This is a genomic window from Selenomonas sp. WCT3, assembly GCA_900100835.1.
GTDB classification, from domain to species: Bacteria; Bacillota; Negativicutes; order Selenomonadales; family Selenomonadaceae; genus Selenomonas_A; species Selenomonas_A ruminantium_E.
In genome coordinates, this window is record FNCM01000013.1 from 30,351 (window position 1) to 44,038 (window position 13,688).

The following is a 13,688-nucleotide window of genomic DNA, read 5'->3' on the forward strand; positions in this document are numbered from 1 at the left end:
TATAAGAAGAAATAGGGGAGAACAATCACATGGAAAAAGAAGAAAGCATCGACCTCGGCAGACTCCTGCAGATCATGATCGGGCGCAAGAAAGTAGTAGGCAGCATCATCGCCGTCTGCACCATCCTCGCCGTCATCATAGCCTTCATCCTGCCGAAACAGTATGAGTCCACCACCCTCGTCCAGACCCGCAGTGCTGGCAAGGATATCGGTGGTGCCGCCGCCATGGCCGCTGCTATGGGGATAAATCTTGGCAGTTTGGGCGGCGGCAGTTCTAATGCATCGCCGCTTAACTATATCGAACTCATGAAATCCCGCCGTGTCCTCGACCCGATTATCGACCAGATAGACTGGCCCGATGAGAAGAAAAAGCCGGAAGCTAAAGAGTTTGCGAAAAAGAACCTCAAAATAGAGAACACCAAGCAGACCAACCTCATCACGGTAACGGCTACAGGACGCACACCGGAGGAGGCCCAGATGATTTCCCAGGGGGTAGTGGATAACTTCCTTGCCATGCAGACGGAAAACAGCCAGCAGACCCAGAGCCTGCTCGTAACCTTCCTCAACGACCGCATCGAAAAGGCCAAACAAGAAGCCGACGATGCCGCCGCCAAACTTGCCGCCTACTCCAAGGAAAACAAAATCTACAGCCCCACGGACCAGGCAAAACTTGCCATCGAGCAGTTAAATGCCTACGACAAGACCATCGGGGAAATGCAGGTCAAACAGAAATCGGCCCAGGCACAGTACGATGTTGCTACGCAAAAACTCGGTGAGCAGAAAGCCGGTGCCAGAAACTTCAACATCAATGACAACAGTACGGTCCAGAGCATCCGCTCCCAGATTGTCAAACAGGAAGTCGATCTCGTCGGCCTTCGGCAGAAATACACTGAAAATCATCCCAACGTAATTGCCGCCAAGAACCAGCTGGCCCAGCTCCAGCAGGCCCTTACCGATGAAGTTGGTGCCGTCGTTGGCTCCAACGCTGCTAGCCTCAACGCGGCCCAGATGGAAATCCTCAAGAACCAGGCAGTAGCCCAGGCCGAAGCCAGTGCCGCCAGCGCCAGCGAAGAAGCCATCAAGGCGAAAAAATCCGAAAAAGAAGCCGAAATCGGCAAACTCCCGGATGCCATGATGAACTATATCCAGCTGGAAAGCGATGCCAAAATCAAACAGCAGATATACCTGAGCCTCGTCCAGCAGTGCGAGCAGGACAAAATCCAGGAAGCTATGGAATCCATGGACATCCAGATCATCGACGCCGCTAATCTCCCGGATGAAGACAAGCCAGCCGCACCGCGCAAAAAGCTTATTGCCGCCATAGGTTTCGTCATTGGCTGTCTGATTAGCTTTGGGTATGGACTGATTTGCTATAAACGAGAAGAGGTCTGACGTGTTGACATATCTACAACGAATACGAGATAAATTAAAATTGCTATTGATCGACGCCATAATCTTGGCTGTAATGCCCTTGGTAGCCTTACTGCTCCGTTTCGAGGGAACAGTTCCCGCCGCCGAATTCGACACCTTCCGGGCATGTCTTCCCTGGATGGTGCTGATTTCGTTGGCTATTTTCTACTTCTATGGCATGTATCACCGTATCTGGCACTATGCCCGGATACGTGACCTCATTGCGATAATCGGCGCCATTACCCTGTCCCAAGCCATTGTCTTCTTGGTGATATCCATGGCGGCCATTTCCGTGCCGCGCAGTGTCATCATCCTGACCTGGCTGCTCACGATTTGCGCCGTAGGGGCCAGCCGTCTGGCTTACAAAGTCAATCTGGACTTGGTGACAGAATCCCAGGGAGACCGGAAAAATCTCCTCATCGTCGGCGCTGGCGATGCCGGTGCTATGCTGGTGCGCGAATTAGAGCAAAAAGCCACCGCCACCATCTGCATCGTCGGCTTCGTCGACGATGACGAAAAGAAACAAAAAGGAAGACTTGCTGGTTTTCCTATACTTGGCACCATCAGCGAGATTCCTAGAGTGGTACAGGAAAACAAAATCGACAAAATCGTTATCGCCATACCCTCGGCGGATGGCGATACCATCCGCCATATTGCTATGCAATGTCGCAAAACGGGGGCAAAAGTCCGCATCATGCCGGGCATCTACGAAATGATGACCGACGAAGTCGGCATGGGAGAAATGCGCGAAATCCGCTTGGAGGATTTACTGCGCCGCGACCCCATTCATCTCGACTTTGCCAAGATAACCAACTACATAGCCGGCAAAACGGTGCTAATCACCGGCGCTGGCGGTTCTATAGGTTCCGAGATTTCCCGCCAAATCAGCCGGGTAGGAGCCAAGGAAATCATCCTCCTAGGCCGTGGGGAAAACAGCATCTACGAAATCCATCAGGAACTCAAGCGGAAATTCCCGGAGCAGCGCTATCATACGGTAATCGCTAACATCACAGATAGAGACCGTATGGAACGGGTTTTTAAACGATTCCAGCCTGAGGTTGTATTCCATGCTGCGGCGCACAAACATGTTCCGCTTATGGAAATACAGCCTGAAGAAGCCATCAAAAACAATGTCTTTGGCACGAAAAACGTGGCAGAACTAGCCGATGTAAATCACGCGGAAATCTTCGTGTTGATATCCACGGACAAAGCCGTAAATCCAACCAGCGTCATGGGCGCTACCAAACGCACGGCAGAGCTGGTCTTGCAGGAAATCAACCAGCACAGCAAGACAAAGTTCGTCACCGTAAGATTCGGCAACGTTCTCGGCAGCCGCGGCAGTGTGGTGCCACTTTTCGAAAAACAAATCGCCGCAGGTGGCCCGGTAACGGTTACCCATAAAGAAATGACTCGGTTCTTTATGACCATACCGGAGGCAGTCCAGCTGGTACTCCAAGCAGGCAGCCAGGCCGAAGGCGGCGAGGTATTCCTTTTCGACATGGGAAAACCTGTAAAAATCAAAGACATGGCCGAAGACCTGATAAGACTCCACGGCCTCACCCCGGGCGAGGACATCCAGATAACCTACACGGGCCTAAGACCAGGAGAAAAACTCTACGAAGAACTCCTGACCAGTGAAGAAGGTACAACCAGTACCAAACACAAGAAAATCTTCAAGGCCCAAATACAGCCGCTGGATGAGGAAGATTTAAAACAAAGCCTGCAAACACTCAAAGAAACCGTAGATAGAACGGTAATCTTGCAGACGTTAAAACATATGATACCGACTTATAAAAGCAAGCAATTGGAAGAAGGAATTGAAAAATGAAATCCCGTCAAATAAGCTTTTCCCCTCCTGACATTACGGAGGAAGAAATCAAGGAAGTTGCCGAAGCTCTGCGTTCCGGCTGGATAACCACAGGCCCTAGAACAAAGAAGCTGGAGGCACAAATCGCAGACTACTGCCATACGAGCAAGGCAGTCTGCTTGAACTCCGCAACCGCAGCACTTGAGCTAACGTTGCGCGTGCTCGGCATCGGAAAAGGGGATGAAGTAATCACCAGCGCCTATACCTACACGGCATCAGCCAGCGTCATTGACCATGTGGGGGCAAAAATCGTATTGGTAGATACCGCTAAAGACAGCTGGGAAATGGATTATGATGCGCTGGAGAGAGCCATCACCGGGAAAACCAAGGCGATTATCCCCGTCGATTTGGGGGGTGTTCCCTGCGACTATGACAAGCTAAAAGCCATTGTCGAGGCGAAAAAAGACCTATTCCAGCCGAATAACAAAATCCAGCAGGCCATGGGCAGGATTGCTATTACCGCAGATGCTGCCCATGCCTTTGGAGCAAAATACAAAAGTCAGTCCATTGGTTCCGTAGCAGACTTTACGAGTTTCTCCTTTCATGCCGTGAAAAACTTCACCACAGCTGAAGGAGGTGCTGTAGTCTGGAAAGACATCGATGGGGTAGACAACGAGGAAATCTATCATCAGTATCAGCTCTTTAGTCTTCACGGGCAGTCAAAAGATGCCTTGGCCAAAACAAAACTTGGGGCCTGGGAATACGACATCAAAGGGCCGTGGTACAAATGCAATATGACCGATATCATGGCGGCAATTGGGCTCGTCCAGATGAAACGCTACCCGGCAATGCTGGAGCGGCGAAAAGAAATTATCGGCAAATATAATGAAGCATTCAAGGGGATGTCGATCCAGACACTAACGCATTATAGCGAAGACCATCAGAGTAGTGGGCACCTTTACTTAGTTCGTTTGCTGGGATTAGGAGAGGCAGAACGAAATGCTTTCATCACTAAGATGGCAGAGCGTGGTGTTGCCACGAATGTCCATTATAAACCATTACCGATGCATACGGCATACAAGAATCTGGGTTTTGATATACAAAACTATCCGAATGCCTATGAGCAATATAAAAATGAAGTCACACTGCCACTGCATACCAAGTTGACGGATAAAGATGTGAACTACATTATTGAGAATTTCAAAGAAGTATATCAGGAAGTGAATGCATGATTCTGCGCAAATGGGAAGACCTGCCGGCAGAGATGAAAAATGAACTGGTACGCCCCTATTATGAGTATTTGGCAAAACATAAAATGACACTGGCAATGAAGTTTTTGCTGGATAAAATACTCGCGGCGATTCTATTGCTGGTTTTATCCCCTGTATTTTTTATAGTAGCGATTTGGATTAAAACGGATTCGCCTGGTGAAGTGTTCTTCCGCCAAGAGCGTATAACCCGCTATGGGAAGAAGTTTCGCATATACAAGTTTCGTACCATGGTAAAGAATGCAGAGGCTTTGGGTAGTCAGGTAACAACCAACGCAGATATGCGTGTAACAAAAGTCGGTAAGAAAATCAGAGCTTGCCGATTGGACGAAATCCCGCAGCTCATAAACATTCTAAAGGGAGAAATGAGTTTTGTGGGTACGCGGCCGGAGGTGCCAAGATACGTGAAGTACTATACCGATGAAATGTATGCAACTTTGCTACTTCCTGCGGGAGTGACCAGTGAGGCAAGCATCGAGTATAAAGACGAAGAACGACTTCTAGCAGAAGCAGATAATGCAGATGAAGTCTACATGGCAAAAGTGCTGCCGGAGAAAATGCGTTGGAATTATCGAGGCATCAAAAAGCAGGGGATTTTTGAGGATTTAAAGATAATGCTTAGAACAGTGGGGGCTGTGGTTTGAAAGTTAGTATAAGCGTTGTAGCATTGAATGAAGAAAAATATTTGCCGACTATACTACAGGATATAGTGAATCAAACGTATTCACATGAAGATATGGAAATCTTATTGGTAGATAGTATATCGCAAGATAGAACAAAAGAAATAATGATGGAGTTTGCGGAAAAATATCAAGATGAATTTTGGCAGATAAAAGTGCTTGATAACGTAGGTAGGAGATTGGCAAATGGCTGGAATACTGCGCTAAGAGCATATGAGGGTGAAATTATTGTTCGCGTAGATGCACACGCACATATTCCAGACGAATTTATTGCTAAGAATATAGAGCGATTAAAAAAAGGTGAATATGTATGTGGGGGGAGAAGGCCAAGTATTGCAGAGGATGACTCATTCTCTGCAAAGTTATTATTAGCGGCAGAAAGTGCTGTGTTTGGTAGTGGCATATCTCCTTTTCGTAATAGCGAGAAAAGCGGGTATGTAAAGTCTATATTCCATGGAGCTTATCGCCGGGAGATTTTTGAGGCGATTGGTTTTTTTGACGAACGTTTGGGGCGCACAGAAGATAATGATATTCATCAAAGAATCAGGGCGGCAGGATATAAGATTTTTATGGATAAGGATATCGTTTCTTATCAGTATGTAAGACCAACCTTGGGGAAAATGCTTAGACAGAAGTACATGAATGGTTATTGGATTGGAAGAACAATTTATGTTAATCCGAAATGTTTAAGTATATATTATTTTATGCCGCTGATATTTGTGTTGTCGCTGCTTGTAGCATGTGCGTTATATGTAAATAGATGTCCGGAATTGCTGATTGCAATATTAACGGGGTATAGTGTTACTGCAGTATTTGTGGCAGTTGTAACAGTGAATAAATACCGAGGCGATATAAGGTATTTGTTGATAGTTATTGTTTGCATGATGATACATGTAAGTTATGGAATTGGTACATTACGTGGGATATTATCATTGAAAAGGTGAGACGAATATTGTAACGTGAATATATTTGATTGGTCATGTCAAAAAATATCAAATATATTAAAAAAATAGATAAGAGATAGATAAGATCTTGATGACGATTGGTGGGGGAGAGATGTTATATGAAAGTAGTAGATGATTAAAATAAGCTAGACAATATAAAGCTTTTAGATAAAAGATAAGACATGTTTGTTATAAAAGGTTCAGATGGATGTTTCGTTCTTAATCATATGACGAAAAATGATGTTGTAATTTTGAGGGCTATTAATATTAAGGAGGGAGAAGATGATGAGTATGGAGGAGAAAATGCTTTCTATATATGTTAGTTCATATGATGGAGCGGAGGATTTATGGCAGACTTTCTTTGATATCTTTTTTACGTATTGGAGAGAGTGTGAGTATGATATATATTTGATTAATAATGAAAAAAAATTTAAGTATGAAAAAAAAGAAATAAAAACGGTACCGATGGTTATTCATACCGGAGTGGAAATAAATTGGTTTTATAGAACAATACAATCTTTAAAGAAAATAAAAACAAAATATGTTCTGTTTATGTTGGAAGATTATTATTATAGCCGAAAACAATACAATGAAGAGTATGAAAAAATAATAAGTTTTATGGAAGAACATAATGCATGGTTTTATCAATTGACAAATAAACCTGAAATAAAAATGAAAATAAACGGCGTAGTAAAAATAGCGAATGATATTAATTATCCTGTTAATTTACAACCGGCAGTATGGAATCGGGAAAAGTTGATAAAAGTATTAGAGGAGATAGATGGAGTAACACCATGGGATTTTGAACTTTATTTTAAAAAAAATAGTGAAGTTGGTGATGGTTCATATATACCTGGAGCTTATTATGATGATCGGGATATTATGGGATATAAAAACGGTGTGTTAAGAGGGCGCTGGATAAGATCAACGATTGAGTTTTATAAAAAGAGAGGGATAAAAATATATACAGGAGAGCGCGAGCGATTATCGCGGTGGAAGGAATTTAAGTTTTGGTGTGCGGGAAAGATGAGTACCAAATTATCAGCAAAAGAAAAAAGGGTTATAAAGCGGCTCCTTTCAATCATAAAGTTTAAATATTTGGAGTGAAAATATAATGGATGTATTTAAAAATAAAACATTGTTAATAACGGGTGGCACTGGAAGCTTCGGAAATGCTGTGTTAAAAAGATTTTTAAAAACAGATATAAAAGAAATAAGGATTTTTTCGCGAGATGAATTGAAACAAGATGATATGCGACATAAATATCAAAGAGAATATCCAGAGTATAGTGATAAAATTAAGTTTTATATAGGCGATGTTAGAGATATAAATTCTGTGAGAAATGCAATGCATAATGTCGATTACATTTTTCATGCCGCGGCACTGAAACAGGTGCCATCATGTGAGTTTTTTCCATTAGAAGCAGTTAAAACGAATGTGATAGGTACAGATAATGTGCTAACAGCGGCAATAGAATATAAGGTGAGAAAGGTAGTATGTTTGTCTACAGATAAAGCGGCATATCCAGTGAATGCAATGGGGACCTCAAAGGCGATGATGGAGAAAGTCATTGTTGCAAAGAGTAGGACGGTGGATCCTGAAAAAACAAGTATTATGTGTACTCGATATGGGAATGTAATGTGTTCTAGAGGAAGTGTTATTCCTTTGTTTATTAAGCAGATACAAGAAAATAAGCCATTGACGATAACATCCCCAACTATGACGAGATTTATTATGTCTTTAGATGAGGCTGTTGATCTTGTCATTTTCGCTTTTAAGAATGGTTCATCTGGTGATATTTTTGTGCAAAAAGCATCTGCGACAACTATTCGAGTTTTAGCAGATGCTATAAAAAAATTATTTAGATATGAAAAAAATGATAAGATTATTGGAATTCGACATGGTGAAAAAACATATGAAACATTATTGACAAATGAAGAGTGTACAAAGGCAATTGATATGGGGGATTTTTATAGAGTCCCTTGTGATAAAAGAGATTTGAACTATGATAATTATTATTCGAAAGGAGTGATGCGTAATGGTCTTACGGAATTTAATAGTAATAATACAAGACTGTTGACAGTAAAAGAGACAATGGATAAATTAATGTCTATATCAGAGATATCGGAAAAAATAAAAGGGATTTAATGATGAATATATTGATAACAGGAAAAAATGGCTTCATAGCTAAAAATTTATTGGAAACGCTAAGCGGTCAGCATAATGTTATGTCGATATCGCACAATGAATCAGAAGAATGTCTATATAGATGCTGCTCGAAGTGTGATGTGATTTATCATTTGGCAGCGGTTCAACGAAGTGAAAATGAAGAAGATTTTGTGAATGGAAATATTATATATACAAAAAAAATAATAGAAGCGATAGAAAAAAGCAAAAATCACGTGCCAGTTATTTTTTCGTCATCAACTGGGATAGAAAACAACAATATTTTCGCAAAAACAAAATTAGAAGCGGAAAAAATTTTGCGAGAATATGGGAAGAAATATGAAAAAAATATTGTTGTATTTAAATTAAATAATATATATGGAAAGTACGGAAAGCCGGATTTCAATAATGTGATAGCAACGTTCTGTAATAATGTTGCAAAATCAAGGCCTATACTTATACATAATCCTGCAACAATATTGAAATTGACGTATATCGATGATTTAATGAAAGATTTTATATATATATTAAATGATATAGATAATTATAATGATAGATATGATGAATATATACTTCCGTCAAACATTATAGAAAAAACGTTAGGGGATATCGTTAAAACAATTGGGGATGTTTGTAATGGAAAGGTGTATGATGAGTTTTCAGAAAGGATACAAAAAACATTAATGTCTTATTATAAATGAGTTTTGTGGGGTAATAGATATGAATCAGAGTATGATTGGAATAGTTATTTTAAATTATAATACGTGGGATTTGTCAATTAAATGTATTAAAAGTATAAAAAATCATACTGATGATTTATCGATAAGGATATATTTGGTGGATAATTGCTCGACACATGTTCCTACAAGTTCTGAGTTGGCGTTTATACGAGAAAATGGGGTGTTTATAAAAGCTCCGAAGAATAATGGATATTCTGCAGGAAATAATCTTGGACTAAAACGAGCTATAGATGATAATTGTGACTATGTGATGATCGTAAACACAGATGTAGAGTTTTGTGATGATTCGATAAAAGTGATGAAACTTTTTTTAGAAAATAATGATGCGGGAATTGTAGGTCCGCAAATATATAACAAAGAAAATGAGTTCATGCCGATTTACATGGTGAACAAATTGACAGCGATTGGGAAAATAAAGAATATTTTTTTAAAGACTCCGGTAAGAATATTTTTTCGAGAGTTCGAAAGAAAATTTATTTGCAAAAATGAGTTAGAAGCACCTTTGCATGTTTTTTCAGTTAGTGGATGTTGTTTTATGATAGATAAATATTGTGCCCAAAATATATATCCGTTAGATGAAAAAACTTTTTTGTATGAGGAAGAATATATATTAGGCATCATCTTAGAGAAAAAGGATATTAAAGCGTTCGTCATTCCGAATACGCATGTTATACATGCACATGGAAAATCAACTGAGCAAAATCCATTACGTTCATATCAATACTTTATCGAAAGCGAGCAGTATTATTTAAAAGAATATCTACATTCTGGGATGATTTGTAGATATATAATTTATTCGATAAGAATGATTGTTAAGTTTTTTAGACTTTTGAGATTATAAAGGTGACTTTATTATGATTAAAGGGTTGTTTATTTTATATGATTTTTCGACCAGAAATATTGATATTTCGAGTGGTATATCAAAAAAAATATATGCACAAAAAGAAGTTTTAGAAAGTTTACCTTGCAAGATGGAGTTTTATAATCCCTATGAATATAAAATGGATAATATTATATTTAGAGTTTGTAGGAGGTTGCCTCTGTGGGGGTATTTAAATAAACCTGTAGTAGAGTGTGATTATCAAGAATATGATTTTGTATATATACGAAAACCATGGCTGATGGATGTCGATACATTGTTCCTTTTGCGAAAAATAAAAAAAGAAAATAATAAAATAATTATTATAATGGAATTACCAACATATCCGTATGATTATGAAATGGAAAAAATAAGTATGTATCCTTTGTTAGTGAAAGATAAAATATATCGACATTTGTTAAAAAAATATGTAGACAGGATAGTTACATATTCTGAAGACAAGTCGATATGGGGGATAAAGACTATTTGCATAAGTAATGGTGTGAAAATGGATGAGAGGCTAGATGAATTTACAGAAAATGATGAAGTGAACATTATCGCAGTATCTAATTTGGCGTTTTGGCATGGGTATGATAGAGCGATAGAGGGGTTAAATAACTATTACTCATCAGGTGGAAAAGAGAATATAATTTTACATATTGTTGGTACGGGAAATGAATTAAAAAAACTAAAAAGGATAGTTGATAAATATAATTTGGGCGATAAAGTTATATTTTATGGGCGTAAATCTAAGGATGAGTTGATAGAATTATATAAAATATGCAAAATTGGAATGGATAGCTTAGGCAGGCATAGATCTAAAGTGTATTATAATTCTTCCTTGAAAAGTAAGGAATATCTTATGAAGGGGCTGCTCGTTGTATCTGCAGTGAAAAATGAGTTGGATTATGAAGAAAATTACCCTTATTATTTAAGGATACCAGCAAATGATGTTCCGGTGGACTATAATAAAATTTTAAGCTTTTATCATAAAATTTATGATTTTGATAAAGAAGAGAACATAAGAAGAAAAATAATTAAATTCGGAATAAAAACATTCTCAATGGAAAAAGCCATGAAATCTCTTATGAGATATTTAAGATGTATGAAATTATAGGTGAAAAAATGATACCGATTTGCATTGGATTGATAGCGGCTATGACCGTGATTATGTATATATATTATAAAAAAGTATACAATGTTGCATTCCTGTTTAGTGGATTTTGGTTAGTTATAGTACTGATGTCATCGCTAAATTTATATGATGTTTTTATTTCGAACGATTATGTATATGAATTAATTACATTGGGAGTGGCTTTTTTTGATTTTGGTTTTTTGGTTTCTCAGAAAATAAGAATTAAGAACGTGTTTAATATTAATGAGGAGGAGATAGACCAAAGAAAATATCTTGTATGTGTATGCATATGTTTGATAGCTATATCCCCAGATTTACAAATGTTGCTTTTCTTTTTTGAAAATGGGTTTGATATTAATTATATATATTATATAGTTGCGATGAATTCGTATGGGGATACTGACAGTGTAGTAACACAATTTGGCACCGCTTGGCAACAAATATTGTCGACATATATTGGATATCCGTTGCAATATTTATTGATCGCAAGCGGAATTTGTAAGGGACTTAAAGAAGGTAATAAGAAATATATTTTTATTTCTTTGACTTTTTTGATTGTAAGATTTTTAGTAGATATAAAACGTACAGTTTTAATTATGTTTTTCTTTATGGCATTATTTGTTATTCTTCTGTTACAGGATAGAAAAAAGACAAATAGTGGTTTCTTTTGTGGCGTGCATAAGAAAAATATTATATATTTTTTCGTTTTTTTTGGCATATACATATTGATTTCAAATATGCGTAGTGGTGAAGAGGAAAATTTTTCACTGCTTGAGAATATATATTTTTATTACGCGGGATGCGTAAAATATTTTGATTTGCGTATAGCGAATATAGATTTTGCTGATAATACATATGGATTGTTTTCTTGCCGAGGGCTAATAGCTCCCTTTTTGGGAGTGCTAACAAAAATAATGGATGTTGATTTTCCTATATATGAAATGGCTACAAAACAGTTAGCATTATTACATGGTACCGTTTATCAGATCGCACCTGGCCACTATTATAATTCATATGCGACTTGTTTTTGGGAATTTTATGTAGATGGCAAGGAGATAGGAGTAGCTATTGGATCGTTAATATATGGACTGCTGGGGGGCGTTTTTTTTCATTCATATATTGAACGAAGAACCTTACTATCTATATATAATCTTAGTTTTTTTATCTCCATCTATTTGTTATTTTCGATGTTGCAAATATCATCAATCATCAATTATTTAGTATGGCCGTTGTTATTTAATGTGTTCATGTTTGAGAGAAAAGATAGAAATGGCTAGTGTGAAAAAAAACTATTTTTTTATTGCGATTTATCAGTTTTTGTTATTGTTTGTTCCGCTGATTACAACACCGTATTTAACTCGTGTGTTAGGTGCTAGAAGTTTGGGGGTATATTCTTACACAAATTCAATAGCTCATTATTTCACAATTTTTATAATGATGGGGTTGACTATATATGGGAGTAGACAAATAGCTATCGTCAGAAATGATGAAATTGAGTTAAATAATAGTTTTAGTGAAATAGTATCTGTACAATTGGTTAACGGCATATTTTTTTCTCTTATATATAGTATCTACTCATTGTATATATTTTTTTACGAGAAGGAAATTTTCTTTATAACAATATTATGGGGATTTTACGTTATTTCCGCTAGTCTTGATATTAGCTGGTTCTTTTCTGGTATGGAGAATTTTAAATTAATAGTAATCAGAAATTTAATAGCTAAGATAATAGTTATTGTTGGAATTTTTTCTTTGGTTTCAAGAGATGGGCTATGGATTTATATTTTTATAGTATCATTAGGGGATTTTATTAGTCAAATTGTTTTGTGGAAAAATATTGATAAATATGTCAAGGTGGAATTTAATTTTGATTATAAGAAATATATTAAGCATTATAAAAAATGCTTGGTATTATTTGTTCCCGTTGTAGCGGTTAGTTTGTATACAATCGTAGACAAAATCATGTTAGGGTATATGTCGTCATATGAGGAGCTGGCTTTTTTTGATAATTCACAAAAAATAACAGTGTTGCCGCTAGCTATTATAACATCACTAGGGACTGTTATGTTGCCGAGAATTTCTAATTTAATATCCCAAAAATCAAATAATAATGTTTTTGAATATATAGGAAAATCAATGAAATTTACGTTGGCAAGTTCAATCGGGGTGGCTTTTGGCTTAGCTGCTTTTTCGCCATCGTTTTCGGTTTTGTATTTTGGTCCAGAGTTTTCAAATTGTGGAGACATGATCGTATTGTTATCAATTACGATACCAATTATAGCGTGGGCAAATGTGATACGAATGCAGTATTTGTTGCCCAATAATATGGATAATGTTTATATTTTTGCTGTGATGATGGGGGCGATATTGAATATAATATTAAATATATTGTTGATACCCAGATATAACGCATATGGTGCGATTGTTGCAACGATTGCAACTGAGCTGTGTGTGACTTTTATACAGTCATATTACGTAAAGGAAGATTTGCCTTTGCTACAATTTAGTGCCTGGGGATGTGTATTTTTATTAGTAGGCGCTGTGTTATATTATATTTCGATAAGTATAGGGTTATGTGTCGATTCTGATATAATTTTTTTATTAGTTAAGGCGTTTGGTTGGATTTTTATTTACGGAATGACATCGATAGTGTTCTTTAAAATTCTACCCTCTTTTTGA

Annotated in this window: 12 protein-coding genes; all 12 read left to right on the forward strand. The window is 37.8% G+C overall.

The features are described from left to right. The first annotated feature begins 29 nt into the window (after window positions 1-29). The 12 genes from BLQ36_RS10635 to BLQ36_RS10690 all read left to right on the forward strand — a co-directional run bounded on the left by BLQ36_RS10635 (window position 30) and on the right by BLQ36_RS10690 (window position 13,688). Window positions 30-1,391 (forward strand): GumC family protein, encoded by a 1,362-nt coding sequence (locus BLQ36_RS10635; RefSeq protein ID WP_074515575.1) that lies wholly within the window; start codon window positions 30-32, stop codon window positions 1,389-1,391. 40 nt (window positions 1,392-1,431) lie between these two features. Then, window positions 1,432-3,237, forward strand: a complete 1,806-nt coding sequence (locus tag BLQ36_RS10640; RefSeq protein WP_318260978.1) for a nucleoside-diphosphate sugar epimerase/dehydratase — start codon at window positions 1,432-1,434, stop codon at window positions 3,235-3,237. After that, window positions 3,234-4,448, forward strand: coding sequence for a DegT/DnrJ/EryC1/StrS family aminotransferase (locus tag BLQ36_RS10645; protein ID WP_074515576.1), 1,215 nt, complete (start codon window positions 3,234-3,236; stop codon window positions 4,446-4,448). Before BLQ36_RS10640 ends, BLQ36_RS10645 begins: the two co-directional genes overlap by 4 nt. 2 nt (window positions 4,449-4,450) lie before the next feature. Further along, on the forward strand, window positions 4,451-5,128 hold the full coding sequence (locus tag BLQ36_RS10650; RefSeq protein ID WP_412583059.1) for a sugar transferase: 678 nt from the start codon (window positions 4,451-4,453) through the stop codon (window positions 5,126-5,128). Continuing rightward, complete coding sequence (locus BLQ36_RS10655; protein ID WP_074515578.1) at window positions 5,125-6,108, forward strand: glycosyltransferase family 2 protein; 984 nt, start codon at window positions 5,125-5,127, stop codon at window positions 6,106-6,108. Before BLQ36_RS10650 ends, BLQ36_RS10655 begins: the two co-directional genes overlap by 4 nt. Window positions 6,109-6,390: 282 nt before the next feature. Further along, the gene (locus BLQ36_RS10660) at window positions 6,391-7,215 is read left to right on the forward strand and encodes a hypothetical protein (RefSeq protein ID WP_081342325.1); all 825 of its coding nucleotides are present in this window, start codon (window positions 6,391-6,393) and stop codon (window positions 7,213-7,215) included. A gap of 7 nt (window positions 7,216-7,222) precedes the next feature. Continuing rightward, window positions 7,223-8,257 carry a polysaccharide biosynthesis protein gene (locus BLQ36_RS10665; RefSeq protein ID WP_074515579.1) on the forward strand — a complete coding sequence of 345 codons (1,035 nt, stop codon included), beginning with the start codon at window positions 7,223-7,225 and terminating at the stop codon, window positions 8,255-8,257. Next, complete coding sequence (locus BLQ36_RS10670) at window positions 8,257-8,976, forward strand: NAD-dependent epimerase/dehydratase family protein (RefSeq protein WP_074515580.1); 720 nt, start codon at window positions 8,257-8,259, stop codon at window positions 8,974-8,976. Before BLQ36_RS10665 ends, BLQ36_RS10670 begins: the two co-directional genes overlap by 1 nt. A 19-nt stretch (window positions 8,977-8,995) precedes the next feature. Continuing rightward, window positions 8,996-9,856, forward strand: coding sequence for a glycosyltransferase (locus BLQ36_RS10675; protein WP_074515581.1), 861 nt, complete (start codon window positions 8,996-8,998; stop codon window positions 9,854-9,856). A 13-nt stretch (window positions 9,857-9,869) separates the two neighbouring features. Further along, window positions 9,870-10,991, forward strand: a complete 1,122-nt coding sequence (locus tag BLQ36_RS10680; protein ID WP_081342326.1) for a glycosyltransferase — start codon at window positions 9,870-9,872, stop codon at window positions 10,989-10,991. Then, on the forward strand, window positions 10,976-12,286 hold the full coding sequence (locus BLQ36_RS10685) for an O-antigen polymerase (RefSeq protein WP_074515582.1): 1,311 nt from the start codon (window positions 10,976-10,978) through the stop codon (window positions 12,284-12,286). Before BLQ36_RS10680 ends, BLQ36_RS10685 begins: the two co-directional genes overlap by 16 nt. After that, window positions 12,279-13,688 carry an oligosaccharide flippase family protein gene (locus tag BLQ36_RS10690; RefSeq protein ID WP_074515583.1) on the forward strand — a complete coding sequence of 470 codons (1,410 nt, stop codon included), beginning with the start codon at window positions 12,279-12,281 and terminating at the stop codon, window positions 13,686-13,688. Before BLQ36_RS10685 ends, BLQ36_RS10690 begins: the two co-directional genes overlap by 8 nt.

Excerpts from the sequence above, each read along its gene's own strand:
- BLQ36_RS10645 (WP_074515576.1), top strand. The coding sequence starts at position 3,234 with ATGAAATCCCGTCAAATAAGCTTTTCCCCTCCTGACATTACGGAGGAA.
- BLQ36_RS10690 (WP_074515583.1), top strand. The coding sequence starts at position 12,279 with ATGGCTAGTGTGAAAAAAAACTATTTTTTTATTGCGATTTATCAGTTT.
- BLQ36_RS10670 (WP_074515580.1), top strand. The coding sequence starts at position 8,257 with ATGATGAATATATTGATAACAGGAAAAAATGGCTTCATAGCTAAAAAT.
- BLQ36_RS10680 (WP_081342326.1), top strand. The coding sequence starts at position 9,870 with ATGATTAAAGGGTTGTTTATTTTATATGATTTTTCGACCAGAAATATT.
- BLQ36_RS10685 (WP_074515582.1), top strand. The coding sequence starts at position 10,976 with ATGTATGAAATTATAGGTGAAAAAATGATACCGATTTGCATTGGATTG.
- BLQ36_RS10635 (WP_074515575.1), top strand. The coding sequence starts at position 30 with ATGGAAAAAGAAGAAAGCATCGACCTCGGCAGACTCCTGCAGATCATG.
- BLQ36_RS10665 (WP_074515579.1), top strand. The coding sequence starts at position 7,223 with ATGGATGTATTTAAAAATAAAACATTGTTAATAACGGGTGGCACTGGA.
- BLQ36_RS10675 (WP_074515581.1), top strand. The coding sequence starts at position 8,996 with ATGAATCAGAGTATGATTGGAATAGTTATTTTAAATTATAATACGTGG.
- BLQ36_RS10660 (WP_081342325.1), top strand. The coding sequence starts at position 6,391 with ATGATGAGTATGGAGGAGAAAATGCTTTCTATATATGTTAGTTCATAT.